Below are 24,533 nucleotides of genomic sequence, written 5' to 3'. Positions count from 1 at the left end.
CGAGGCGGCGGGTGTAGGCAGAGCGTGAGTCTACCGGCGGGGTCACTGCGCCCGGCGCAGGGAGCTGCCGCATCACCCTGCGAGAATGGCGGCATGATCGACGAAGGGATGGCCGAGCGCTACTCACGCCAACTCGCACTGCCTGGCTTCGGGGTCGCGGCCCAGCAGTCACTTGCGACCGCTCGTGTGCTCGTGATCGGAGCTGGGGGCCTCGGCAGCGCAACGATTCCGGCGCTCGCGGCGGCGGGGGTCGGCACGATCGGCATCATCGACGACGACGACGTCGAATCGAGCAACCTGCACCGCCAGCTCATTCACGGGGTCGCCGACGTCGGACGCCCCAAGGTGGCCTCGGCCGCCGACACCGTCGCGGCCATCGGGGCCGGAACCATCGTCGTGGCGCACGCCGTGCGTCTCACGGCGGCCAACGCGCGCGAGCTCTTCGCCGACTACGACATCGTGCTTGATGGCAGCGACAATTTCGCCACCCGATACCTCGCCAATGATGCCGCCGCGCTCTCTGGCATCCCACTCGTGTGGGGCGCAGTCTCGCAGTACGGCGGCCAAGCTGGCGTCGTCGATGCCGCCACTGGACCGAACTATCGCGATCTCTTTCCCAGCCCACCACCACCCGGCACCGTGCCGTCGTGCGCTGATGGCGGCGTGCTGCCGACCGTGTGCGGCGTCATCGGTTCCATCGTTGCGACCGAGACGATCAAGTGCATCACGGGCATCGGCGCCGCCCTCACGGGACGGGTGACGACGTATGACGCCCTCACCGGCCGCTTTCGCGAGCTCGAGTTCACTCACAGCCCTGACGCGGCGCAGATCACCGACTTGATCGACTACGAGGACTTCTGCGGGGTGGTTCCCGTGACGGATGCCGCGAGCACTGGCCCCGACAGCGGCGGGGTCGTGACCGCCCCGACTCTGCGTGCAGAGTTCGACAGCGCCATCCCGCCGATGCTCGTCGATGTGCGCGAACCGTGGGAGTTCGAACTCGCTCGCCTGCCTGGCGCCACACTGATCCCGCTTGGTCAGCTCAATGAGGCGCTCAGCGGTGGCGCTGGCGGCCTCGACCGCGATCGCGATCGCGCGATTGTCGTGTACTGCCATCACGGCGTACGCTCGGAGACCGCGCTTCAGACCCTCCGCTCGCATGGCTTCACGACGGCGCGGCGCCTTGAAGGCGGCATCGATGCCTGGTCCACCAACGTCGACACCGGCGTGGCGCGGTACTGATGGTGGCCGGGACCCGTCGCGAGGGGAGTGCCTGACGATGCACGGTGCAACGACGAGGAGCGTCGAAGAACACGTCCTGAAGATGCGGGAATTGTTCGGCGGCCTGCTGCAGCGCGATGCGGAGACGGTTGGTCTCGCCAGTGCTCTCCACCGCGTCACGTTTGAGCCAATCGTGTCGACCACGGACCTGCCGATGTTCACGAACTCGCAGATGGACGGATTCGCAGTGCGCGCCGCCGAGCTCCCCGCAGTGCTCCCCATCGTCGGCACGGTCGCCGCCGGCCCGGCAACCCCCGCACCACTCGCGCCACACACCGCAGTGCGCATCATGACAGGGGCGCCGCTGCCGGAGGGTGCCGATGCCGTCGTGCCCGTCGAACACGCGAAAGCCGCTGATGCGACCGTGCACTTCGACGTCGCGCCGCAGGCCGGCGCATATGTGCGTGAGCGCGGGAGCGACATCCGGTCGGGCGATCGACTCATCGATCGTGGTGTCGTGCTGGCGCCGCGCCATCTCGCGGCGGTCGCCGCTGCGGGAGGCTCCGCCGTGGCGGTGCGCTCGCGCATCCGGGTGGCCATCATCACGACGGGGGCCGAACTCGTCGCCCCAGGATCGATCGCGACGGGCGGCCAAGTATTCGACTCGAATACGGTCGCGATCGCGACGCTCATCGCGGAGTGCGGCGCCGAGGTGTGTTTCACCGCTCGCGTGAGCGACGACACCGCGGCGTTCACAACGGCACTCCGGGGGTCGGTGGCCGCCGGTGCAGAACTCATCATCACCTCGGGCGGCATCTCCATGGGCGACTTTGAGGTCGTGCGCCTCACCCTTGCGGGATCGGGCGCATGGGTCGGCCACATCGCCATGCAGCCCGGTGGACCCCAGGCGCTCGGCGTGATCGACGATGTTCCAATTGTCGGGTTTCCCGGCAACCCGGTGAGCACCCACGTCTCATTCACGGTCCTCCTCGCCCCAATGCTGCGCGACGCCGCGGGGCTTCCGCCGCGTCTGCCGGCACCAAGGCCACTCGCCCGCGAGCTCAAATCGATCGCAGGCAAACGCCAGTTCGTGCGCGCCCGCATCACGGGAGATGGCAGAGTGGAACCCGTCTCAGGGCCGGGGTCGCACCTCGTCGCCGCACTCGCGGCATCCCAAGTTCTGCTCGATGTGCCGCTTGAGACGACAACGCTGGCAGAAGGTGACATGGTGGAGACGTGGGTGCTGTGAACGGGCTGAGCCACCTCGATGCCGACGGTCGGGCACGCATGGTCGACGTCGGGGCGAAGCCGATCACGCGTCGCACAGCGACAGCGCGCGGACGTCTTGTGACCACTGAAGACGTCGTCGCGCTCGTCCGGGCCGATGGGCTGCCGAAGGCTGACGTGCTCGCGACGGCGCGCATCGCCGGCATCGCCGGGGCGAAGCGCACGAGTGATCTCATCCCGCTCTGCCACCCGCTCCCCCTCACCTCAGTGCGAGTCGACTTCGCGTTGGAGGGCTCCGTGATCGAGATCACGGCGACCGCCGCCACGACGGGGCAAACGGGCGTCGAGATGGAGGCGCTCACCGCTGTGGCCGTCGCCGGGCTCACCCTCCACGACATGGTGAAGGCGATCGACCCAGAGGCCTGCCTCACCGACATCGCGCTGCACGAGAAGACGGGCGGCAAACGCGGCCACTGGATTCGGGGTGCCGCTGAGCAGGCACCCGATGCGGCGGTCGGCCAGATCCGGGCCGACACCGCTCGTGTGCACGCGCGCGCGGGCACGGCATCGGTTGTCGTCGCGTCGACGGGCGCGGCGGCCGGCACGCGCGCCGATACGACGGGGCCGCTCATCGCCGAATGGCTCGCCTCGCACGGCTTCGCGGTCGACGGGGTGGAGGTCATTCCCGATGCCGACATCGCGGACGGTCTTGCCCGTGTCGTGGCGACGGCACCCGCCGTCATCATCACAACAGGCGGCACCGGCGTGAGCCCCACCGACGCGACCCCCGAGGCGACCGCCCGGCTCCTCGACCGCCAACTTCCTGGGGTGGCCGAGGCGATCCGAGCTCGCGGGGTTGCGGCAACGCCGACCGCGGTGCTCTCGCGGGGACTCGCCGGGGTCGCATCCGGCACTGTCATCGTCAACCTGCCAGGCTCCCCTGGCGGGGTGCGCGACGGCCTCGCCGTGCTCGACGACATCCTCAAGCACCTGGTCGCCCAGATCGCGGGTGAGGCGCGCCATGAGTGAGGTGTTCGCGAGCGTGTCGGCGACCCCCATCGACGCTGCCGTGATCGAGCGCTTTGTTATGACGGCCGAGAATGGCGCACTCGTGACGTTCCGAGGGGTCGTGCGCAACCACGACGGCGGCTCCCCAGTGACGGCGCTCGACTATGAGGCGCATCCGGATGCCGCGGCCTTTCTCGAAGCGTGTTGCAAGTCTGTCGCGCTCACGACGGGGCTCCGGGTCGCGGCGGCACACCGTGTCGGCCAACTCGCGATCGGCGACACCGCACTCGTCGCTGCCGTCGCCGCCCCACACCGGGCTGAGGCGTTTGCGGCGTGCGAGCAGCTCGTGGAGGCGATTAAGGCCGGGGTGCCTATCTGGAAGCGACAGCACCGCAGCGATGGTGCGACGGAGTGGGTCGGGCTCTGACGAACCTCAGCTGACGGCGCATCGGCACGAGGGTGGGGTCACCCGCCCGCGAACGGCGGCAGCACGTCGATGCGCGTGCCGACCGGCGTCGCGAGCTCACGCCGCACCACCCCGTCGATGAGGAATGAGCCAGAGGCGAGCACCCGCTCCATGGACGCGCCGTAGCGGTCGACGAGCACGCGTCGAACGTCGCCGATCGTGGCGACCCCCGACAGTCGTTCTTCCTCGCAGCCAGCCGCCTCGGCAGCTGCCGCAAAGTACCGCACGAGCACCTCAGCCACCGATCGCTCCCATGCTCCGTGCCGGGCGCACGAACCCGAGCGAATCGATGCCGTGACCCGCCTGTTTGCCCCACATCGCCGCGCGCCACCACTCGGCGACATCCTCATCGCTCGCGTCGCCGCGCAGGAGTGAACGCAGATCGGTCTCATCATCGCCGAACAGGCACGAACGCACCGTGCCCTCCGCGGTGATCCTCGTGCGATCGCATTCGTCGCAGAACGACCGCGAGACCGACGCGATGATGCCGACCGTAGCGGGGCCACCATCGACGAGCCATTCTTCCGCGGGGGCGGACGGGTCGTCGCGGCCGAACTCAGTCAAACTGAATCGTCGTCCGAGCACCTCAAGCAATTCGGCGGCATCGACCATCGCGTCGCGCGCCCATGCCTCATCCGCGTCGAGCGGCATCTGCTCGATGAACCGCAGACGGCACTGATTCGCGAGAGACCACTCCAGCAGGGCGACCGCGCCGGCGAGCGTGTCACGCATGAGCACAGCATTGATCTTCAGCGGCGCGAGCCCAGCCCGCTGCGCTGCCGCGATGCCGGCGAGCACCGAGGGCAGACGGTCGCGCCGAGTGAGTCGGGCGAAATGATTTCGATCGACCGTGTCAAGCGAGACGTTGATGCGCGTGAGTCCTGCGGCGACGAGTGCGTCGATGCGATGCTCGAGCCCCACCGCGTTCGTCGTCATCGAGATGGATGCGCCGCGCGCAACGGCTGCGCTCTGACCGATGATCTCGTCGAGGTCCGCCCGCATGAGCGGCTCACCGCCCGTGAACCGGATGTCGGTGACACCGAGGTCGCGCACCGCGATCGACACGAGCCGGGCGATCTCTGCCGGAGTCAGAATGTCGTCGCGCGCGATCGCCGCAAGCCCCTCTGCTGGCATGCAATAGGTGCAACGCAACGAGCACTTCTCGGTGATCGAAATACGGAGATCCTTCGCAACACGCCCGAAGCGATCGATCAAACCGGGAAACTCCGGTCGGCCCGCCAGCGACGGCATGACGCCGGGGTCGCGCCGGATCAGCGGCATCCCGAGGGCGAGGCGAGTCATGTCAACACCCTAGGCCCGACTCCACCCCACATCCCCATCGGCAAGCTGTGAGTAGAACGCCACACAGCGAAACGGTGCCGAAACGCCAGGGCAATCACCGACACCTAGTCTCAACGTGACAGAGAGAGGCCGCAGTGACGACAACAGCAGCACCCCGCTGGGACGCGATCATCGCCGCCGGTGGCCGCGCCGCACGGCTCGGCGGCATCGACAAACCCGGCCTGATCTATGAGGGACGCTCCCTCATCCTCCGAAGTCTCGACGCAGCGCGGCCCGCCCGCCACATCGCGGTCATCGGCTACGAAGGCGAGCTCGATACGCCCCGAGGAGTGCGTCGCGGAGCGGAAACACCACGCTTCGGCGGCCCGGCCGCAGCAATCGGCGCCGGCCTCACCTACCTGCGCGAGAGCGACTCCGAGTACACGGCCGTCATCGCCGGCGACCTCCCCCACGTCGGGGAGGCCCTCGCCCGCCTCATCGCGGGGCTCGGGCATGGCGGCCCGGACGCGACTATGGCATCCGACGCCCTCATCGCCGTAGACCCGGACGGTCGGCGTCAGCCCCTCCTCGCCCTCTACCGCACGACAGCGCTCCGGCGTGCAGTGGCGGCACGGCCAACGCTCGCCGGCCTCCCGGTCATGGCGATCATCCGCGACCTCACCGTGACCGAACTCCCGCTTCCCGCAGCCCTGTGTGCCGACATCGACACACCCGCGGATGCCGCGCGGCTCGGCATCCGCCTGCCGCGCGCCGCAGCATCTGTCGCCTGAGTGGCCGACGCGACCCTCGCCGGGCACCACCTTGTACAGTGGCGGCACGACGAGTGGAGGATCATGTGACCGAATTCCCTGCCGACGGCGAACCGTCGGCCGACACGACACTGGAGGAGTGGGCGGCAGCGCTCGTGACAGAACTCGGCGTGCCGCCTGCTACGCAGGTCGACGTGCCCCTCATCCTTGACCTCGCGAGAGATGCAGCGCACGCCGTGGCTCGCCCAGCCGCACCTGTGACGACCTTTCTCGTCGGGTTTGCCGCCGGACTCGCTGGCGGCACTCGCGACGATCTCGAGCGCGCCGTCGCTGACGCCAGCCGGGCGATCGAGTCCGCCGCGACAGGCTCGGCCGCCCCTGGCACGGCAACCCCAAAGCCGTAGTCACCCAGCCTGTGCACCGCGCCTCCACGAACTGGCACGACGCCCGCGCCCTCGCACACCGCCTGGGAGCAGCAGCTGTGGGCGATATCGAGACGGTGCCGATATCGGATGCTACAGGCCGCACCCTCGCTCGCGACCTTCACGCCCTAACACCCTTGCCGGCACACGCCGCATCGGCCATGGACGGTTGGGCGGTTGCTGGCAACCCCCCGTGGCAGCTCGACGCTGCCATCGTGGCCGGTGACCCACCCACACTTGACCCGCTTGGGCCAGGCACAGCGCGTGCCATCGCCACCGGCTCACCCGTGCCCTCCGGCACCCTCGGGGTGTTGCGGACCGAGCACGGGTTCGACCAGGGCGGCACCCTCCTGCCCGGGCCGAAAGCCCGCGACGATGAGCCGCACGCGGGCGAGCATGTGAGGCGTGCCGGTGAGGAGGCCGCGCTCGGCGAGCTCCTGCTCGCCGCAGGCTCGGTGCTCACACCGCCCAGGGTTGGCTTGGCCGCGGTGAGCGGCCACGACACCCTACCGGTGACGATGGCTCCTGCCATCGAAGTCGTGCTCCTCGGGAGCGAGATCGTGACCTCCGGCGTGCCCAGCGGCGGCCGCGTGCGCGACGCGTTCGGACCGCACCTCGCGCCGCTGCTTCGCAGTCTCGGAGCCCGGCGAGCCCGGATCCGGCACCTCGCGGACGACGAGGCCGCGACGGTCGCCGCACTGCGCGCCGCCGATGCACCCCTCGTCATCACGACAGGCGGTACGGCGCATGGTCCGGCAGATCACGTGCGGGCGGCACTCGCACGGTGTGGGGCAGACACCCTCATCGACGGCATCGACGTGCGGCCAGGGCACCCGCTCATGCTTGCCCGGCACCCGGATGGTCGGCTGCTGCTCTGTCTTCCCGGCAACCCGTTGGCGGCCATGATGGGGCTCGTTGGCATCGGCGCTGCCGTCATCGACGGGCTGCTCGGGCGACCGCTCGCACCCCTCCGCACGGCGATCGCAGCCATCGACATCACGTCGGGGCGTGCAACGACGACGCTCGTCGCCGCACACCTGACCCCAGCGGGTCTCGCCCCGGTCATGCATCAGGGCTCGGGGATGCTGCGCGGGCTCGCCGACGCCGATAGCGTGATCGTCGTACCGGCCAGCGGAGTGCGCGCCGGCACAACCGTGGAGACGCTGCAGCTCCCCTGGCAGGCCTAGACGCTGACCTCGGGCTGCTCGGGGGTCTGTGCCCACTCGAGGACCTCGCCGATGCGGCCCTTGCACCCACCGCACCCCGTTCCCGCGCGGGTTGCCGCGCTGATGCACGCGACCGTCGTGTTGCCTTCCAGGGCCGATGCGGTGATCTGCCCCACCGACACGCCGTTGCACCAACAGACCGTCGCGTCGGGGGCGAGCGAGGCACCATCCGCTGCCGCGTCAAAATCCGGGCCATCGAAGCGGAGGAGCACCGAGCGATCAGCCGGCAGCTCGCTGCCCCGCTCGAACAAGAGGGTGAGTTCGGCACCCGTCCGCGGCATCCCGACGCACACGAACCCCTCAAGGATGCCCGCGCGCGTCACCATCTTCACGTAGCGTCCGTGCTCCGGGTCGGCCCACTGCGAGACACGCTGGGGGGCCGCGGCGCACGCCTCGGAATGTTCGTGGGGCTCGTCGAGCTCCGCATCCCAGGGTTCAGCGTGGATGTCGCCCGCCGCGACCACATCGACGCCCTCCGCTTTGAGCATGACGACCGAGCCGACGGATTCGATGAACGGCTCCGAGGGGGCTGCGGAGGCCGCTGCGATCGTGTCCGCCTCGGCCGCGAAGAGACGGGCGAGCCAATCGGCCTGCCGCCAGCCGGGCCCGACGAGCCCCTGTGGTGCGCCCGCCGGCCGATCATCGAGTGGGCGGCCCGACTCGTCGAGCGATCGCGTGGCGACGTGCGCACAGTCGCCGATCGCATAGACGTCTGCGTCACTCCAACTTTGGAGACGCTCATCGACGAGCACACCGGTCGTCACCGCGAGACCACTGAGCTCCGCGAGCTCAGACCGAGCACCAACGCCACACGACAGCAACAAGAGGTCGCCCTCGATCTGCTTACCATCTGCACACAACAGCGCATCGAACCGCGGGACCCCGTCATCATCATCACGGAACATCACCGCCTCCGCACGGGTGTGCCGCACCATCGATACGCCAGCGCGCCGGGCGCTTCGAGTGAGCACTGCACCACCGCCGCGATCAAGATTGCGCTCCATGGGCACATCGCCGTGATAGACCACACACACGTCGCTGCCGGAGCGCGCAGCCGCGAGCGCAATCTCCATGCCGAGCACCCCAGCGCCGAGCACGACGATGCGCTGCCCCGCCTCGACGGCCGTCAGCACCGTGCGGGCGTCGGCAAGGTCGCGCAGCGCGGTGACGCCGCGCGGTAGGGGCGCTTCGGCCGAGTCGAGGACCGCGGCATCGAAGGGTGGTCGCAGATGGCCTCGTCGAACGCGCGCGATGCCGCCGAGCGTTGGCACGTTTGCGCGCGCACCTGTCGCGAGGACAAGGCGGTCGTATGGCACCTCCTCGCCCGAACCGAGCGTGACCGTGTGACGCGTGCGATTGAGTGACACGACCGTCGTTCCAGTGACGATACGCACGCCCGCACCGACGGCCTCCTCGTGTTCAGTGAATTCGAGGGCGTCACGATCAACGTGCCCAACGGCGTAGTCGGCGAGGAGCACGCGATTGTACGCCGCATCCGTCTCGGCCCCCACGACAGTGAGGTGCACAGTGCCAGCGCGCACCGAAGGAACAAGCCCCTCGACAAAGCGGGCCCCGACCGTGCCGTAGCCGACAAGAACAATGCGTTCAGACATTCGCCATCGCTCCCTCAATCACTCGCACGCGCACGCTCGTTCGTTTGAACTCCGGCATTCCCGAAATGGGATCAGTCGTGTCATCCGTGAGGATGTTCGCTCGCTGGTCACCCGTGAAATGGAACGGGAGAAAGACCGTGTCGTGTCGGATCGAGGTCGTGAGTTCTGCACGACACCGCACGATGCCTCTCGCGTTTGACAGCTCGACCATTTCACCATCGACGATGCCGAGACCGGCCGCCGTCGCCGGGTGAATCTGGGCCAGCGCCTCTGGCCTCGCAGAGGCGAGCTCTGGCACGCGCCGGGTCTGTGCCCCCGACTGATAGTGCTCGAGAAGTCGACCAGTGATGAGCGTGAGCATGCCGTCGAGTTGCGCTGGGGCGTCACGGTGCTGCGCGCGGACCGCGACGATGCGCGCACGGCCGTCGTCGTGGGCGAAGCGCTCGAGAAACAACCGCGGGGTTCCATCGGAGCCAACGGGGCACGGCCAGTGAAGGGCCTCCCCTGCGTCGAGGCGCGCGTAGTCGATTCCCGAATAGTCGGCGATGCCACCCTCTGACGCTCGAGCGAGTTCGTCGAAGACTTCGCCAGCATCGGTGCTGTACGTGCCGGGCGCGCCGAGCCGACGAGCGAGCTCCGCGAGGATCCACAGCTCAGACCGCACGCCGTCGGGCGCTTCGATCGCTTGTCGACGACGGATAACACGGCCCTCGAGTGAGGTCATGGTGCCCTCCTCCTCCGCCCACTGGGTCGTCGGCAGCACGAAGTCGGCGAGCGCCGCAGTCTCAGAGAAGAAGAAGTCGCAGACGACAAGGAGGTCGAGCCCCTTGAGGCCTGTCCGCACACGGTCGGCATTCGGAGCAGAGACCACGACGTTCGAACCGTGGACGAGGAGCGCCCGCACGCCGCCGGCCTGCCCGAGGGTGGTGAGCAACTCGACTGCAGGCACGCCGGCGCCGGGGATCGCGTCTGCATCGACGCCCCACACGCGGGCAACATGTGCCCGGGCGGCAGGATCAGTGATCTTGCGATAGCCGGGGAGTTGGTCGCATTTCTGCCCGTGTTCACGGCCGCCCTGGCCGTTGCCTTGGCCGGTGAGGGTGCCGTAGCCGGAATGCTTGGTGCCGACAAGGCCGAGCACGAGGCTGAGGTTGATGGCGGCGGTTGCGGTGTCGGTGCCGTCGGCATGCTGCTCCACGCCGCGGCCCGTGAGCACGTAGGTACCACGGCCGGCGGCGAGACGTCTGGCGAGGGTGCGCAACTGCCGCGCCGGCACGCCCGTATGCTCTTGCACCCGCTCGGGCCACCACTGCGCCACACTCCTGCGCAGTGCCGCGAAGCCGGCCGTTCGTCGCTCGACGTAGTCGACATCAACGAGCTTCTCCGCGATGACAATGTGGGTGAGGCCGAGCAAGAGGATAAGGTCGCTGCCGGCTGCTGCCTGCACGTGCTCTCCGGCACCGTCGTCGGTCAACCGCGCGGTCGCCGTGCGACGCGGGTCGACGACGATGAGGCCGCCGGCCGCGCGGGCACCGTCGAGATGCCCGATGAAGGGCGGCATGGTCTCGGCGACGTTCGAGCCGAGCATCAGGATCGTGTCGGCCGCATCGAGATCCTCGAGCGGGAACGGCAGCCCTCGATCGAGGCCGAACGCCCGATTCCCGGCCGCAGCCGCCGAAGACATGCAGAAGCGTCCGTTGTAGTCGATTCTCGAGGTGCCGAGGGCGATCCGCGCGAACTTGCCAAGCTGGTAAGCCTTTTCGTTAGTGAGCCCGCCGCCGCCGAAGACGCCGATGGCATCCGCACCGTGTCGAGCCTGCAGTTCCGTCACCCGCTGCGTGATGGCGTCGAGCGCCGTGCCCCACGAGACCGCCGCGTAGGTGCCGTCGGCCTGCCTCGCCATGGGTTCGGTGATGCGATCAGGCGATGCGATGAGCTCGGCCGCCGTCCACCCCTTCTTGCACAGCCCGCCACGGTTCGTCGGGAACTCCCGGCCCCGCAGCGACAGCCGACCATCCGCCGACGTCGATAGCGTCATGGCGCACTGCAGGGCGCAGTACGGGCAGTGCGACGCGGTCTCGAAGTCGGCGGATGCTGTGGTCACGCTGTGATATCCATTGCTGTCGGTGTGATGGTGCTCATTAGATGCGCTGTCCGGCGACGGAGTTGCCCCTGCGCAGATAGAAGAATGCGGTGATCGCCATCATCACGACATAGGCGACGACGAAGCCGACGATGGCACTTGTGTACTCCCCGGTCGAGGTCTTGGAGTAGCTGAGCACCTGAGGAATGATGAAGCCGCCGTAGGCACCGATGGCCGAGATGATGCCGAGGGCTGCCGCCGTCTTGCGCTGCGTTCCGACGTCGCCCGACTCCCGGTGCGCGTCTTTGACCCCGCTCTTCGCCGCGAACACGCTCGGAATCATTCGGTAGGTCGAGCCGTTGCCCACACCCGTTGCGATGAAGATGACCATGAACATTGCGAGGAACGCCCAGAAGTTCTGCATCGGCAGAATCCAGATGACGCCGATCGCACCGACGGCCATGACGGCGAATGCGATTACCGTGATGAGCGAGCCGCCGAAGCGGTCGGCGAGCTTGCCCCCGTACGGTCGGGCGAGTGATCCGACGAGAGCCCCGAGGAAGGCGAGTGAGAGTGACGCTGCGCCGAGTTGGAACGACGAGAACTCCGGAAACTGGTCGGCGATGAGCTTGGGGAAGACGCTGGCGAACCCGATGAATGAGCCGAAGGTGCCGATGTAGAGCATGGCCATGATCCAGAGATGTGGCTCCTTGACCGCGGCGATCGATGCCGAGAAGTCTGCCTTGGCGCTCGAGAGGTTATTCATGAACTTCAGCGAGCCCCACATGGCGAGCACGATGAAGGGAATCCACATCCATCCCGCGAGGTGCAGGTTGAGAGTGCCGATGGCGCCCAACGTGATGACGAGCGGCACCGCGACCTGGGCGACCGAGACACCGAGGTTGCCGCCGGCCGCGTTCAGTCCGAGCGCCCAGCCCTTCTCTCGCTGCGGATAGAAGAACGTGATGTTCGACATCGAGCTCGCAAAGTTGCCGCCACCGAAGCCGGCCAGCCCCGCGACCAACAGCATGACCCAGAACGGGGTCTCGGGGTTCGATACGCAGAACCCGAGCGCTGTGGCCGGGATCAGGAGCAATGCCGCCGAAATGAACGTCCAGTTGCGGCCCCCGAACTTCGGCACCATGAACGTGTATGGGAACCGCAGGGTCGCCCCGACGAGGCTTGGCATCGAGATGAGCCAGAAGATCTGGCCGGTGTCGAAGTTGAAGCCGGCCGCAGGGAGCTGCACGACCACGATGCTCCACAACTGCCACACCACAAAACCGAGAAACTCGGCGAAGATCGACCACTTGAGATTTCGTGCCGCAATGGCTTTGCCACCGCCGTTCCATTGCGCGTCATCTTCGGGGTTCCAGTTGTCGATCCACCGCCCTGGGCGGTGTACGAGCGGCGGCGTGACGCTGGTGGGTGGGGCGATCGGCGGCGACGCTGGGGGCTGAACGGTGGCGCTCGATGTCATGGGATGCTCCAGAAGCGGTCGAGGGGTGTGGGATGTTCTGCCTCCGAAGGTAGTGACGCGCTGTTTCCCCTGATCGTGGCGCCCGATACGGTCGTGTCACCAATTCATCACACCGACATGTCCCGAATGATAGGTCGCTGTTACATCCACGTCACATCTTCGGCGCGCGCACCCCCGAGCATCCGGCGTGACACAACGAAGGGCCGGCACCCTTGTGGGGTACCGGCCCGTGCTCGCCGTGAATTCGCGGCGGGTTCAATCAGCGCGCGGCGCTGCCCTCGACGTAGTCCTCGTCCTGCTGCTTCCAGGCGAAGAGGGCGCGGAGCTCCTTGCCGGTCACCTCGATGGGGTGCTGGGCACCCTTGTCGCGGAGCGCGAGGAATTCGGGAGCGCCGGCATCCTGGTCCGTGATGAAACGGTCAGCAAAGGCGCCCGACTGGATGTCCGCGAGCACCGCCTTCATGTTCTCTTTCACCTCAGGGGTGATGACGCGCGGGCCGGAGACATAGTCGCCGTACTCGGCGGTGTCGGAGACGCTCCAGCGCTGCTTGGCAATGCCGCCCTCCCACATGAGGTCGACGATGAGCTTGAGCTCGTGCAGCACCTCAAAGTAGGCGATCTCCGGCTGGTAGCCCGCCTCGGTGAGCACCTCGAAGCCGTACTGCACGAGTTGCGACGTTCCACCGCAGAGCACAGCCTGCTCGCCGAACAGGTCGGTCTCGGTTTCTTCAGTGAAGGTCGTCTTGATGACACCGGCGCGGGTGCCACCGATCGCCTTCGCGTAGGAGAGTGCGAGATCCCAGGCCTTGCCGCTGGTGTCACGCTCGACCGCGATGATGTCTGGGATGCCGCGGCCCGCGACGAACTCGCGACGCACCGTGTGGCCGGGGGCCTTCGGCGCGATGAGCACCACATCGACGCCCTCAGGGGCTTCGATGTAGCCAAAGCGGATGTTGAAACCGTGAGCGAACGCGAGCGTCTTGCCCGGCGTGAGCTTGTCTTTGATCTGCTCGTTGAAAATCGTGCGCTGGTGCTGGTCAGGCGCGAGGATCATGATGACGTCGGCCCACTCTGCAGCATCGGCGACACTCTTCACCTCGAAGCCCTGCTCCTGGGCCTTCGCGGTCGACTTCGAGCCGTCCTTGAGCGCGATGACAACCTCAACGCCGGAGTCGCGCAGGTTCTGGGCGTGGGCGTGGCCCTGCGAGCCGTAGCCGACGATGGCCACCTTCTTGCCCTGGATGAGCGAAAGGTCGGCGTCGTTGTCGTAGAAGATCTCGGTCACTGTGTTTTTCTCCTTGTGTTGTTCGCTAGTTCTTGAAAACGCGCTCAGTAATGCTCTTCGACCCACGCCCGATCGCGAGCAGCCCTGACTGCGCAATCTCCTTGATCCCGTACGGCTCGAGCACCCGCAACAGCGCCTGCGTCTTGGCGGTGTCGCCGGTGACCTCGATCACGACGGCGTCTGTGGAGACGTCGACGATGCGGGCCCGGAACAGCGTAGCGGCTTCGAGGATCTGGCTGCGGGTGGAGTTGTCGACGCGGACCTTAATGAGCATGTGCTCACGCTGCACGGTCTGCGCCGGGTCGAGTTCGACAACCTTGATCACGTTGATAAGTTTGTTGAGCTGTTTCGTGACCTGCTCGAGCGGAAGCTCCTCGACATCCACCACAACTGTGATGCGCGAAAGCCCGGGGATCTCGCTCTTGCCGACCGCAAGGCTCTCGATATTGAAGCCGCGTCGAGCAAACAGCCCAGCGACACGCGTCAGCAAGCCTGGTTTGTCTTCGACAAGGAGCGACAGGACATGACTCATGGCGCTACTCCTCTTCCCACTCGGGGGCATGTTCTCTCGCGTACTGTACCGACGAGTTGCCGACACCCTGCGGCACCATCGGCCACACCATGGCGTCGCGGCTCACGATGAAGTCGATCACGACGGGACGATCGTTGGTCTCGTTGGCGAGCCGGATCGCTGCGTCGACCTCTTCTTTCTTAGTGACGCGGATCGCAAGGGCACCGTAGGCTTCAGCGAGCTTCACGAAGTCGGGCACCATGACGGTGTCATGCCCTGTATTGAGATCGGTGAATGAGTGTCGACCGTCGTAGAAGAGCGTCTGCCACTGGCGCACCATGCCGAGGGACGAATTGTTGATGATCGCAACCTTGATGGGGATCTCATTGATCGTGCACGTCGCGAGCTCCTGATTGGTCATCTGGAAGCATCCGTCACCATCGATCGCCCACACAGTGCGGTCGGGGTTCGCCACCTTGGCACCCATCGCGGCGGGCACGCTGTAGCCCATCGTGCCGGCGCCACCGGAGTTGAGCCACGCATTGGGGCGCTCGTACTTGATGAACTGGGCCGCCCACATCTGGTGCTGGCCGACGCCAGCGGCGTAGACACCCTCCGGACCAGTGATCGCACCGATGCGCTCGATGACGTACTGCGGCGAGAGCAAGCCGTCATCGGGTTCGTCATAGCCGAGCGGATATTGCCGACGCAGCGCATCGAGCCTCGCCCACCAGTCATCGATGTCGGGCTTGCCCTGCCCGATCGCGATCATGAAGGCAGAAGTGAGATCGGAGATGACATCTTTGGCATCTCCGACGATTGGGACATCGGCCGTGCGAATCTTCGAGATCTCGGCAGGGTCGATGTCGACATGTACGACCTTCGCATCGGGCGCGAACTCGCTCGCTTTGCCCGTGACGCGGTCGTCGAAACGCGCACCGAGCGACACGAGGAGGTCTGACTCCTGGATCGCGAGCACGGCGGGCACGGTGCCGTGCATGCCCGGCATACCGAGGTGCTGCGTGTGAGAGTCGGGGAAGGCACCGCGCGCCATGAGGGTTGTGACGACAGGCGCACCCACCGTCTCAGCGAGCGCGAGCAGTTCGGCAGACGCGCCGGCGCGCACCACACCGCCACCGACATAGAAGACGGGGCGCTTTGCGTCAGCGAGCAGCTGGGCCGCCGCCTGAATCTGCTTGCCGTGTGCCTTGACGACGGGACGGTAGCCGGGGAGGTCGACCGAGGTCGGCCAGACGAACGGCGCGCTCGCCTGCTGCGCATCCTTCGTCACGTCAACGAGCACGGGGCCCGGACGACCCGTCGACGCGATCTGGTAGGCCGCGGCGAGCGTCTTGGGAATGTCTTCTGCCTTCGTCACAAGGAACGAGTGCTTTGTGATCGGCATCGTGATGCCCACGATGTCGACCTCCTGGAACGCGTCAGTGCCCATCGAGGTCGAGAAGACCTGACCGGTGATCGCGAGAAGGGGCACCGAATCCATGTATGCGTCGGCGATGGCCGTCACGAGGTTCGTGGCACCGGGGCCGGAGGTTGCGATGGCCACGCCGACCTTGCCGCTCGACGACGCGTATCCTTCGGCGGCGTGACCGGCACCCTGCTCGTGGCGCACGAGGATGTGGCGGATCGTCTTTGACGACATGAGCTCGTCGTAGAACGGCATGATGGCGCCGCCGGGAAGCCCGAAGACGTCTTTGACGCCGAGGTGCTCGAGCGAGCGAAGAATGGCGCCGGACCCCGTGAGGATTTCGGGCACTGAAGACGTATTGCTTGGCGTTGGCGGTGTATCCGCTGACATCACTGGAATCCTTGCATCGTGAACGCGAATGGTCGAATCGGAGCATCGGGCTGCGCCGGGTTTCGCGACTATCCCGTGATCGCACCCTCCGAGGCGGAGTGCACGAGCTTGGAGTATTTCGCGAGAACGCCACGGGTATAGCGCGGAGGAAGTGGAGCCCAGCCTTCACGGCGGGCTGCCAGCTCAGTCTCATCGACGAGTAGGTCGAGCGACCGAGCTGCGATATCGACCCGAATCAGATCACCATCGCGCACGAAGGCAATCGGACCTGCGTCGACTGCTTCGGGTGCTATGTGGCCGATACACAGGCCGGTTGTGCCGCCTGAGAATCGTCCGTCTGTCAAGAGTAGTACATCTTTTCCGAGCCCAGCGCCCTTGATGGCTGCCGTGATCGCGAGCATCTCGCGCATGCCCGGACCACCCTTCGGGCCTTCGTAGCGGATAACGACGATGTCCCCGGCAGAAATTGCTCCGTCAGTCAGCGCATCCATCGCCGCCCGCTCGCGTTCGAACACCCGTGCGGGGCCCTCGAACACGGTGGCGTCGAAGCCCGCCGTCTTCACGACGGCGCCCTCCGGGGCGAAGCTGCCGTGGAGCACAGCGAGGCCGCCCGTCGCGTGGATGGGGTTGTCGAGCGTGCGAAGAACTTCGCCGTCGAGCGGATCGATATCGAGCTCAGCGAGGTTTTCTGCGAGCGTCTTGCCCGTCACGGTGAGGGCATCGCCGTGCATGAGGCCGGCATCGACGAGGGCCTTCATGAGCACCGGCAGCCCGCCGTGGCGATCGACATCGTTCATGACGTACTTGCCGAATGGCTTGAGGTCACCCACGTGTGGGACCTTGTCGCCGATGCGGTTGAAATCATCGAGCGTGAGGTCGACGCCCGCCTCGTTCGCGATCGCGAGCAGGTGCAAGATGATGTTTGTCGAGCCGCCGAGGGCCATGCCGACCGCAATCGCGTTCTCGAAGGCCTTCTTGGTGAGGATGTCGCCCGTCGTGATGCCGAGACGCAGCATGTTCACGACCGCCTCGCCACTGCGGTGCGCATAGTAATCGCGGCGCCGGTCGGCGGCGGCGGGTGACGCCGAGCCTGGCAGGCTCATGCCGAGCGCTTCGGCGACGCTCGCCATGGTGTTGGCCGTGTACATGCCGCCGCAGGCGCCCTCGCCCGGGGCGAAGGCACACTCGATGCGCTTTGCATCCGCCTCGGACATCTTGCCGGCCTTGACCGCACCGACGGCCTCGAACGAGTCGATGATTGTGATGTCCTTTTCGGTGCCGTCGCTGAGCTTGACCCAGCCGGGGGCGATCGATCCGGCGTAAAGAAACACCGACGCGAGGTCGAGGCGCGCCGCTGCCATGAGCATGCCGGGAATCGACTTGTCACAGCCAGCGAGCACAACGGAGCCATCGAGTCGTTCCGCCATCATGACGGTCTCGACCGAGTCGGCGATGACCTCTCGGGAAACGAGCGAGAAGTGCATGCCCTCGTGCCCCATAGAAATGCCGTCCGAGACGGAGACGGTGCCGAACTGAAGCGGATACCCACCGCCGGAGTGCACGCCCTCCTTCGCCGCCTGGGCGAGACGGCCGAGGCTCAGGTTGCAGGGGGTGATCTCGTTCCACGAGCTCGCAATGCCGATCTGGGGCTTGTCCCAGTCGGCGTCACCCATGCCCACCGCCCGCAGCATCCCTCGCGACGTGGTCGCTTCGATTCCGTCGGTGACGACGCGGCTGCGCGGCTTCATGTCTTTCTCAGGCATGGGCCAAGTTTAGTGCCCTCGGCTCAGTCGCCCTTCGACTCTTCGCGGGCGCGATCGGCCTGCGCGCGATCGATGGCCTCGTCGAGCTCGTCGGCGTGGAGGTGCTCTTCGCTCACATTGCCCGCCCGATAGCCGGCTCGGCCGATCATGTGCGCCGAGATCGGTGCCGTCAGCATCTGGAACAGGAGGATGGGGGTGAGCGTGAGGAGCGTGGCCCAGCTTCGCTCGGAAAGGGCGAGGGCCGCGAGCACGAGCATGAGGCCGAACACCTGCGGCTTCGTGGCGGCGTGCATCCGGGCGAGGGCATCGGGGAAGCGCACGAGACCGACGCCGGCCGCGACAGAGAAGAGCGCACTCAAGACGAGACAGACCGCCGCGAGGGAGTCGAGAACGCCATCGAACGTCATGAGCTCCTCCCCCGTCGCACCGGACTGCGATCTGCCGGTCGCCGTTCTGCAGACTGCTTCGAGACGTACCGCGCAACCGTCATGCTCGCAAAGACCGCGATCAGGGCGAGCACCACCATGATGGGCACGGAACGGGTGTGGTTGTTATAGACCATGTCAGCGCCGAGCACGCAGATGATCGTCGTGACGAGCATGTCGGATGCGATCATGCGATCGAGGATCGCCGGCCCGCGAACGATGCGATACAGCGACGCGAGCGCTGCGATCGCGAAGAGGCTTCCAATGATGATGAAGACGAGGCTGCTCATGCTGCTTCCTTCCACGCGGCATCGCATCGGCGCACGTCGTCGCGTGACCCAATCACGCGAACAATGCGACGCTCGGCACGATGCACGATGAGACGCGCGTGCTCGATGGACTTCTCGTCGTGGGCATCGAGGGCGTGCACGTACAACACCGTTGCATAGCGATCGGCCTCGACGACGAGGGATCCCGGCACAAGCGAGATGTTGAGCGAGACGAGCAGCATGATGAGGTCGGACTTGCTGTGCAAGGGCACAGCGATGACCGAACTGTGGGGAATCTCGCGCGGGTCGATCGCAATCCACGCTACGTGGAACGAGCCCTTCACGACGTCCCAGACGAACGTCACGATGAATACGAGGGCCCACCAGAGGTTGAATCGACCGGAGAGCTCGACGGGAGGCAGATAGAACACCCGCGTCACCAGGAGTGCGACGAGGATGCCGGTGACGACATTGAGCCAGGAGAGCGAGCCCCACAGCAGCATCCACAGCACGACAAGCCAGACCAGCAGCGGGAGCTGATTGAAGAAGTTCTGCCGGAGCCGCTTTGTCGTGTACTGGGGCATCAGGGGTCCCCTCCGTCGCGTCCGACATCGATCTGGTCTTCATCGACAACGCCGGGAAAAACGAGACTCGTGTACGTGTTCGGGTCGCCGAGATTCTCACCGGCTCGCGAGGCGATCCCGTAGAGCGGGCCTGCGAACACGGTGAGGGCAACCGAGACGGCAACCATGCCTGCCGTCGCCCCTGTCATCAGCACCGGCGAGCTCTTCGTCTGCTGCTGCTTGCCAGCATCCGGGGCCTCGCTCAGGCCTTCAAGAAGCACCGATTCGTAGTGTTCGACCTCTGACTCCGGCCGCCAGAACGCCATGTTCCATACGCGCGCGAGTGCGTACAGCGTGAGGAGCGAGGTCGCCGTGCCTGCCCCGATGAGCACATACACCAGCCAGTCCGGGTCTTCCGCGCCCGCGGTAAAGAGCGCCAATTTGCCGATGAAGCCCGAGAAAGGAGGGATTCCGCCGAGATTCAGCGCCGGAATGAAGAACAGGATCGCGATGACCGGCGAGGCTTTGAGCAGTCCGCCGAGACGATTGATCGAGGTCGACCCGCCCTTGCGTTCAACCAGGCCGGTCGCAAGAAACAAGGTGGTCTGCACCGTGATGTGATGCACGATGTAAAAAATCGTGGCGCCGAGTCCGGCGACTGTGCCGAGGGCGATGCCGAAAATCATGTAGCCGATGTGACTCACGAGCGTGAAGGAGAGCAGTCGTTTGATGTCGGCCTGTGCGACCGCGCCGAGAATCCCGACAACCATCGTCAGGAGCGCGACCACCATGAGCGCTTCATTGATGTCGCTGTCGGCGAAGATGATCGTCTCGGTGCGGATGATCGCATAGACGCCGACCTTCGTCAGCAGGCCAGCGAATACCGCGGTGACCGGTGCCGGCGCGGTCGGGTACGAATCCGGGAGCCAAAACGACAGCGGGAACACGGCGGCCTTGATGCCGAACGCAATAATCAGCATGACGTGCAGCACGAGCTGGATGTCCGGCGAAAGTTCCGCCATCCGAAGCGAGATGTGGGCGATATTCACGGTGCCGAGGGCGCCATAGATGAGCCCTATCGCGGCAAGGAAGAGCAGCGAGGAGACGAGACTCACGATGATGTAGGTCACGCCAGCCCGGATCCGCGACCCGGTACCCCCGAGCGTGATGAGCACATAGCTCGCGACGAGGAGGATCTCGAAGCCGACATAGAGGTTGAAGAGATCACCAGCGATGAAGGCGTTGAAGACGCCGGCCGCGAGCACCATGTATGTCGGGTGATAGATGGAGACCGGTGTCTCGTCGTCGCCGTCAGCCATGCCCTGGCCGACCGAGAAGACGAGCACGGCGAGCAGCACGATCGCCGAGATGACGAGCATGAGCGCCGAGAGTCGGTCGACGACGAGCGAGATGCCGAACGGCGCGTCCCACCCGCCGACAGCCACGACGAGGGCACCCTGCGTGTCGACCTCAATGAGCAACACGATGCTGACGATGAGCACGGCGACGAGCGCTGTGATCGTCGTGATCACTTGAAGTCGCTTGCGTCGCCCGGCGATGAGCGCACCCGCCGCACCGAGCAACGGCAGGATAACGACGAGAGGGACCAGCGCGCTCACTTGGACTCCTCCCCTGTCTCGGCCAGGTCGTGGGCCGCCGTCAGCTCATCGAGGTGGTCGACCTCCTGATCCTGGTGATCCGGATCGAGGAGCTCGACGTCGAGATCGGCGTCACGTTGGGCGATCGCGAGGTCTTCGGCGTCGTCAACGACCTCGTCAGCCTGCGACAGCCGCCACGAGCGGTAGATCAGCGCCATGAGGAAGGCCGAGACACCGAAGGTGATGACGATTGCCGTCAGCACGAACGCCTGCGGCAGCGGGTCGGTGATGTCGCTCGACGTCGTGCCGTCGTTGAGGATCGGTGCGACCCCGACGGAACCTCCCATGGTGAGCACGAGCAAGCTCGTGCCGTTGGCGACGAGGAGGAACCCGAGGAGCACACGGGTGAGGCTGCGCTCAAGCATGAGATAGACACCGGTGGCGTAGAGCACCGCCATAATCACGATGAGGGTCAGTGAGGCGGTCACGGGCGCACACGCTCCTCAAGTCGTTCGTGGGGCGTGTTGGGATCTTCTTCTTCTTGCTGGCGGTCGACCTCACCGCCGAGGCTTCGCAGCACATCGAGCACGAGGCCGATGACCACGAGATACACGCCGACATCGAAGACGGTGGATGTCACGAACTCGACGTGACCGAAGATGGCGACTTCACCCTCGAACCAGGTCGAGGTGAGCACGTCGGCGCCGAGGAAAATCGGCACGACTGCCGTGCCCACCGCGAGGAGAAGACCGGTGCCGAGCAGCTTGCCTGCATCAATCGTCACTGCTGCCCCGAGTTCGTAGCGACCGCCGGCGAGGTAGCGCGCGACGAGCGCCATCCCCGCGACGAGCCCGGCGGCGAAGCCACCGCCCGGGGCATTGTGGCCGCTGAAGAGCACGAACAGCGAAACGACCATGATGGAGTGGAACGCGAGACGCACCGTCATCTCGAGCAAGATCGAGCGGTTCTCCGGCGCGAGCGTGCGCCCGGCGAGCAGCCAGGCGAGCCGTGTCTCTCCCGTATCGGCCTCGCTCCGGTCACGGCCAGCCGGTCGCGACGGCTCGGTGACAGGCCGCTGGCGGAGCAAGAAGCCGCGCCGACCGCGGGCCAGCTTCGGACGATCGAGGTCGTCGGTGCGCCGGTCGAGGAACACGAGACTCGCGACACCCGTCGCCGCCACGATGACGACGGAGAGCTCACCCATGGTGTCCCACGCGCGCACGTCGACGAGCGCGACATTGACGACATTGGCACCGTGTCCACCCGCCTGGGCGAGATCGGCGAACTCAGGAAAGATCGGCTCGGCGATGCGAGAGCCGAGCGCGAGAACCGCGACGACCGCCATCGTGAGCCCGACTGCGATGGCGATCATGGCCCTGACAAGCCTGTGCCTCGGGCGCCCGTGGGCGACGCCGATGCGGGCGGGAAGTCGACGCAGCACCAAGACGAATGCGACGAGGGTCACCGTCTCGACGAGCAACTGGGTGAAGGCGAGATCGGGGGCGCCGTGCAGGGCGAACAGCGTTGCGAGGCCGTAGCCGGTCACCCCGACGAGCACAACGGCGGTGAATCGCTTCTCGGCACGGACTGCCGCGACCGCGGCGATGATCATGATGAGCCCAATCGCGGCCTGTGCTGGATGATCCCACAGCCGGACTTCGGTGGGCCAGGTCGAGTTCAGAGCGAGGGCGATCGCGGCAGAGATGATGAAGACGATCAGGATGGTGCCGAGGTAGAAGGGCAGTGAACCTCGCTGCGTCGTCGACGTGACGCGCGCTGCCGTGCGGTCGATGAACCGCAGCACCTTCCAGTAACCGTCGGCAGCGTTGACGAGCGCGGGCATCCGGCCTTGCAGCGAGGAGACGCGCTCCCGCTGCCAGAAGAGCAGCAAGCCAAGCCCGAGGGTGATGGCCGAGATAAGGAGCGCAAGCTCGAGCCCGTGCCAGAGCGCGAGGTGGTAGTCGTGGTCGCCGACCGCGGCGAATTCGAGCGAATACCCGCGGAGCCATGGGTCGACGAGCGATGCGAGAAGCCCGAGTACGAGTCCGCCGAGTGCGAGCAGCAGCGGCGAGGCGAGCGCATCGGGCCGATCGGCGTGCACCTCGATGTCGTCGACACCAGGCTTGCGGGCAAAGGCGCCCCAGAGGAACCGTGCGCTGTAGGCGACCGTGAGCACCGATCCGGTGGCGACGCCGACGAGTGCCACGACGCCGAGGACGGAGCCGTCGAGCAGAGCCGTGAACACCGCCTCTTTTGCGACGAAACCGAACATGGGGGGCAGGCCGACCATGGAGGCCGCCGCGACGGTGGCGATGACCGCGAGCACTGGACGCGAGCGACCGAGACCACTCAGCTTGCGAAGGTCGCGGGTGCCGGTCGAATGGTCGATGAGCCCGACGGTGAGAAAGAGTGCGGATTTGAAGAGGGCGTGAGCAAGCAGAAGGGCGAGCGCCGCGAGGGCCGCCGTGCGGGAGCCGAACCCGGCGATGACCGTGAGAAACCCCAGCTGGCTCACGGTGCCGTAGGCCAGGAGCAGCTTGATGTCTGTCTGTCGGAGGGCCCGCCAGCCGCCAACGAGCATCGTCGCAACACCGAAGCTGACGAGCACCTCACGCCACCCCGGCACATCGGAGAACGCGGGGGCGAGCGCAGCGATGAGGTAAATACCAGCCTTGACCATCGCCGCGGCATGGAGGTAGGCGCTGACGGGTGTCGGCGCGGCCATCGCCGCCGGCAGCCAGAAGTGGAACGGGATGAGAGCCGACTTCGAGAGCGCCCCGACGATGACGAGGAAGAGACCGACGACCGCCGCGGTCGTCGCCGGTGGGTCGGCGAGGATCTCCACCAGGCTCGTCGACCCGGCTGCGACCGCGAGCAGGATGAGCCCCACAAACATCGTGAGGCCGCCAGCCGTCGTCACGAGCAGGGCCTGGAGTGCAGCACCGCGGCTCGCCTTGCGATCGGTGTAGTGCCCGATGAGGAGGTAGGAGAAGACGGTGGTCGCCTCCCAGAACATGAAGAGCAAGAAGACGTCTTCTGAGATGACGAGGCCGTACATGCTGCCGCTGAAGGCGACGAAGAAGCCTGCGAACCGGCCGAGGCCCGGTTCATCCGCCGCGAAGTAGCGCTCGCAGTAGACGAGCACGAGCGCGCCGACGCCGAGGACGATGAGCGTCATGACCCAGGAGAGGGTGTCGAGTCGGAACCCCAGCGACAAGTCGAGTTCGGGGATCCACGAGATCGACTCCGTGACGAGATCGCCATTGAGGATGCGCGGGGAGAGCGAGAGCGAGTACGCGAGCGCACCAAGAGGCACGAGCGCGAGCACCCAGAAGACGCGTGGCCCGAGCGCGCGAGTGAGCAGCGGAGCGAGCAGCCCGGCGAGCGCGAAGAAGGCCAGTGAAATCAGCACGTGACCTCCGTCTCTATGGGCGGGCGGCGCGCGTACGCGTTGGAACGTTGCGAGCAGCGATTGCTCCTTATTCTAACCGCGCGTGTTACAGCAG

22 protein-coding genes are annotated in these 24,533 nt (G+C 66.4%); 7 read left to right on the top strand and 15 right to left on the bottom strand.

Features of this window, described 5'->3' with window-relative positions:
- The first annotated feature begins 93 nt into the window (after window positions 1-93).
- The 4 genes from ACY48M_RS01510 to ACY48M_RS01495 are packed head-to-tail and all read left to right on the top strand — an operon-like array spanning window position 94 to window position 3,883.
- On the top strand, window positions 94-1,242 hold the full coding sequence (locus ACY48M_RS01510; RefSeq protein WP_462818474.1) for a ThiF family adenylyltransferase: 1,149 nt from the start codon (window positions 94-96) through the stop codon (window positions 1,240-1,242).
- Window positions 1,199-2,470 carry a molybdopterin molybdotransferase MoeA gene (locus ACY48M_RS01505; RefSeq protein WP_462818473.1) on the top strand — a complete coding sequence of 424 codons (1,272 nt, stop codon included), beginning with the start codon at window positions 1,199-1,201 and terminating at the stop codon, window positions 2,468-2,470. Before ACY48M_RS01510 ends, ACY48M_RS01505 begins: the two co-directional genes overlap by 44 nt.
- The gene (moaCB, locus tag ACY48M_RS01500; protein WP_462818472.1) at window positions 2,458-3,477 is read left to right on the top strand and encodes a bifunctional molybdenum cofactor biosynthesis protein MoaC/MoaB; all 1,020 of its coding nucleotides are present in this window, start codon (window positions 2,458-2,460) and stop codon (window positions 3,475-3,477) included. The genes ACY48M_RS01505 and moaCB overlap by 13 nt, the downstream gene beginning before the upstream one ends.
- Window positions 3,470-3,883: a molybdenum cofactor biosynthesis protein MoaE gene (locus ACY48M_RS01495; protein WP_462818471.1), complete on the top strand. Its 414-nt coding sequence runs from the start codon at window positions 3,470-3,472 to the stop codon at window positions 3,881-3,883. The genes moaCB and ACY48M_RS01495 overlap by 8 nt, the downstream gene beginning before the upstream one ends.
- A 38-nt stretch (window positions 3,884-3,921) precedes the next feature.
- On the opposite strand, the gene ACY48M_RS01490 is transcribed toward ACY48M_RS01495, so the two are convergent.
- Both ACY48M_RS01490 and moaA read right to left on the bottom strand, forming a co-directional pair.
- On the bottom strand, window positions 3,922-4,164 hold the full coding sequence (locus ACY48M_RS01490) for a MoaD/ThiS family protein (protein WP_462818470.1): 243 nt from the start codon (window positions 4,162-4,164) through the stop codon (window positions 3,922-3,924).
- Window positions 4,157-5,224 (bottom strand): GTP 3',8-cyclase MoaA, encoded by a 1,068-nt coding sequence (gene moaA / locus ACY48M_RS01485; protein WP_462818469.1) that lies wholly within the window; start codon window positions 5,222-5,224, stop codon window positions 4,157-4,159. Before moaA ends, ACY48M_RS01490 begins: the two co-directional genes overlap by 8 nt.
- 134 nt (window positions 5,225-5,358) lie before the next feature.
- On the opposite strand from moaA, the gene mobA reads away from it, so the two are divergent.
- The 3 genes from mobA (at window position 5,359) to ACY48M_RS01470 (ending at window position 7,582) form a co-directional block, all read left to right on the top strand.
- Window positions 5,359-5,994: a molybdenum cofactor guanylyltransferase gene (mobA, locus tag ACY48M_RS01480; protein WP_462818468.1), complete on the top strand. Its 636-nt coding sequence runs from the start codon at window positions 5,359-5,361 to the stop codon at window positions 5,992-5,994.
- 65 nt (window positions 5,995-6,059) lie between these two features.
- Window positions 6,060-6,377 (top strand): DUF6457 domain-containing protein, encoded by a 318-nt coding sequence (locus ACY48M_RS01475; RefSeq protein WP_462818467.1) that lies wholly within the window; start codon window positions 6,060-6,062, stop codon window positions 6,375-6,377.
- Window positions 6,378-6,454: 77 nt separating this feature from the next.
- Window positions 6,455-7,582 carry a molybdopterin molybdotransferase MoeA gene (locus ACY48M_RS01470; protein ID WP_462818466.1) on the top strand — a complete coding sequence of 376 codons (1,128 nt, stop codon included), beginning with the start codon at window positions 6,455-6,457 and terminating at the stop codon, window positions 7,580-7,582.
- On the opposite strand, the gene ACY48M_RS01465 is transcribed toward ACY48M_RS01470, so the two are convergent.
- The 13 genes from ACY48M_RS01465 to ACY48M_RS01405 form a co-directional block, all read right to left on the bottom strand.
- The gene (locus ACY48M_RS01465; RefSeq protein ID WP_462818465.1) at window positions 7,579-9,234 is read right to left on the bottom strand and encodes an FAD-dependent oxidoreductase; all 1,656 of its coding nucleotides are present in this window, start codon (window positions 9,232-9,234) and stop codon (window positions 7,579-7,581) included. The genes ACY48M_RS01470 and ACY48M_RS01465 overlap by 4 nt on opposite strands.
- Window positions 9,227-11,338 (bottom strand): molybdopterin oxidoreductase family protein, encoded by a 2,112-nt coding sequence (locus tag ACY48M_RS01460; RefSeq protein WP_462818464.1) that lies wholly within the window; start codon window positions 11,336-11,338, stop codon window positions 9,227-9,229. Before ACY48M_RS01460 ends, ACY48M_RS01465 begins: the two co-directional genes overlap by 8 nt.
- A gap of 37 nt (window positions 11,339-11,375) precedes the next feature.
- Window positions 11,376-12,797, bottom strand: a complete 1,422-nt coding sequence (locus tag ACY48M_RS01455) for an MFS transporter (RefSeq protein ID WP_462818463.1) — start codon at window positions 12,795-12,797, stop codon at window positions 11,376-11,378.
- 259 nt (window positions 12,798-13,056) lie between these two features.
- Window positions 13,057-14,082, bottom strand: coding sequence for a ketol-acid reductoisomerase (gene ilvC, locus ACY48M_RS01450; RefSeq protein WP_462818462.1), 1,026 nt, complete (start codon window positions 14,080-14,082; stop codon window positions 13,057-13,059).
- A gap of 25 nt (window positions 14,083-14,107) precedes the next feature.
- Window positions 14,108-14,614 carry an acetolactate synthase small subunit gene (gene ilvN / locus ACY48M_RS01445; RefSeq protein ID WP_462818461.1) on the bottom strand — a complete coding sequence of 169 codons (507 nt, stop codon included), beginning with the start codon at window positions 14,612-14,614 and terminating at the stop codon, window positions 14,108-14,110.
- A 4-nt stretch (window positions 14,615-14,618) separates the two neighbouring features.
- Window positions 14,619-16,409 (bottom strand): acetolactate synthase large subunit, encoded by a 1,791-nt coding sequence (locus ACY48M_RS01440; RefSeq protein ID WP_462818460.1) that lies wholly within the window; start codon window positions 16,407-16,409, stop codon window positions 14,619-14,621.
- A gap of 68 nt (window positions 16,410-16,477) precedes the next feature.
- Window positions 16,478-18,172: a dihydroxy-acid dehydratase gene (gene ilvD / locus ACY48M_RS01435; protein WP_462818459.1), complete on the bottom strand. Its 1,695-nt coding sequence runs from the start codon at window positions 18,170-18,172 to the stop codon at window positions 16,478-16,480.
- A gap of 23 nt (window positions 18,173-18,195) precedes the next feature.
- Window positions 18,196-18,579 carry a monovalent cation/H(+) antiporter subunit G gene (gene mnhG / locus ACY48M_RS01430; RefSeq protein ID WP_462818458.1) on the bottom strand — a complete coding sequence of 128 codons (384 nt, stop codon included), beginning with the start codon at window positions 18,577-18,579 and terminating at the stop codon, window positions 18,196-18,198.
- Entirely contained in the window at window positions 18,576-18,887 is a 312-nt protein-coding gene (locus ACY48M_RS01425) for a monovalent cation/H+ antiporter complex subunit F (protein ID WP_462818457.1), read from the bottom strand. Before ACY48M_RS01425 ends, mnhG begins: the two co-directional genes overlap by 4 nt.
- Window positions 18,884-19,450: a Na+/H+ antiporter subunit E gene (locus ACY48M_RS01420; protein ID WP_462818456.1), complete on the bottom strand. Its 567-nt coding sequence runs from the start codon at window positions 19,448-19,450 to the stop codon at window positions 18,884-18,886. The genes ACY48M_RS01425 and ACY48M_RS01420 overlap by 4 nt, the downstream gene beginning before the upstream one ends.
- Window positions 19,450-21,048: a Na+/H+ antiporter subunit D gene (locus ACY48M_RS01415; RefSeq protein ID WP_462818455.1), complete on the bottom strand. Its 1,599-nt coding sequence runs from the start codon at window positions 21,046-21,048 to the stop codon at window positions 19,450-19,452. The genes ACY48M_RS01420 and ACY48M_RS01415 overlap by 1 nt, the downstream gene beginning before the upstream one ends.
- The gene (locus ACY48M_RS01410) at window positions 21,045-21,515 is read right to left on the bottom strand and encodes a Na(+)/H(+) antiporter subunit C (RefSeq protein WP_462818454.1); all 471 of its coding nucleotides are present in this window, start codon (window positions 21,513-21,515) and stop codon (window positions 21,045-21,047) included. The genes ACY48M_RS01415 and ACY48M_RS01410 overlap by 4 nt, the downstream gene beginning before the upstream one ends.
- Window positions 21,512-24,439 carry a Na+/H+ antiporter subunit A gene (locus ACY48M_RS01405; RefSeq protein WP_462818453.1) on the bottom strand — a complete coding sequence of 976 codons (2,928 nt, stop codon included), beginning with the start codon at window positions 24,437-24,439 and terminating at the stop codon, window positions 21,512-21,514. Before ACY48M_RS01405 ends, ACY48M_RS01410 begins: the two co-directional genes overlap by 4 nt.
- Window positions 24,440-24,533 lie beyond the last annotated feature (94 nt).

The organism is Homoserinimonas flava (assembly GCF_054969005.1).
Note: the sequence above shows the minus strand (reverse complement) of the source record. Positions and strands in the feature narration are given on the sequence as shown.

Coding starts and splice junctions, on each gene's coding strand:
- ACY48M_RS01510 (WP_462818474.1), top strand. CDS start 94: ATGATCGACGAAGGGATGGCCGAGCGCTACTCACGCCAACTCGCACTG.
- ACY48M_RS01505 (WP_462818473.1), top strand. CDS start 1,199: ATGCCTGGTCCACCAACGTCGACACCGGCGTGGCGCGGTACTGATGGT.
- ACY48M_RS01495 (WP_462818471.1), top strand. CDS start 3,470: ATGAGTGAGGTGTTCGCGAGCGTGTCGGCGACCCCCATCGACGCTGCC.
- moaA (WP_462818469.1), bottom strand. CDS start 5,224: ATGACTCGCCTCGCCCTCGGGATGCCGCTGATCCGGCGCGACCCCGGC.
- ACY48M_RS01465 (WP_462818465.1), bottom strand. CDS start 9,234: ATGTCTGAACGCATTGTTCTTGTCGGCTACGGCACGGTCGGGGCCCGC.
- ACY48M_RS01455 (WP_462818463.1), bottom strand. CDS start 12,797: ATGACATCGAGCGCCACCGTTCAGCCCCCAGCGTCGCCGCCGATCGCC.
- ilvN (WP_462818461.1), bottom strand. CDS start 14,614: ATGAGTCATGTCCTGTCGCTCCTTGTCGAAGACAAACCAGGCTTGCTG.
- ACY48M_RS01440 (WP_462818460.1), bottom strand. CDS start 16,409: ATGTCAGCGGATACACCGCCAACGCCAAGCAATACGTCTTCAGTGCCC.
- ilvD (WP_462818459.1), bottom strand. CDS start 18,172: ATGCCTGAGAAAGACATGAAGCCGCGCAGCCGCGTCGTCACCGACGGA.
- mnhG (WP_462818458.1), bottom strand. CDS start 18,579: ATGACGTTCGATGGCGTTCTCGACTCCCTCGCGGCGGTCTGTCTCGTC.
- ACY48M_RS01425 (WP_462818457.1), bottom strand. CDS start 18,887: ATGAGCAGCCTCGTCTTCATCATCATTGGAAGCCTCTTCGCGATCGCA.
- ACY48M_RS01420 (WP_462818456.1), bottom strand. CDS start 19,450: ATGCCCCAGTACACGACAAAGCGGCTCCGGCAGAACTTCTTCAATCAG.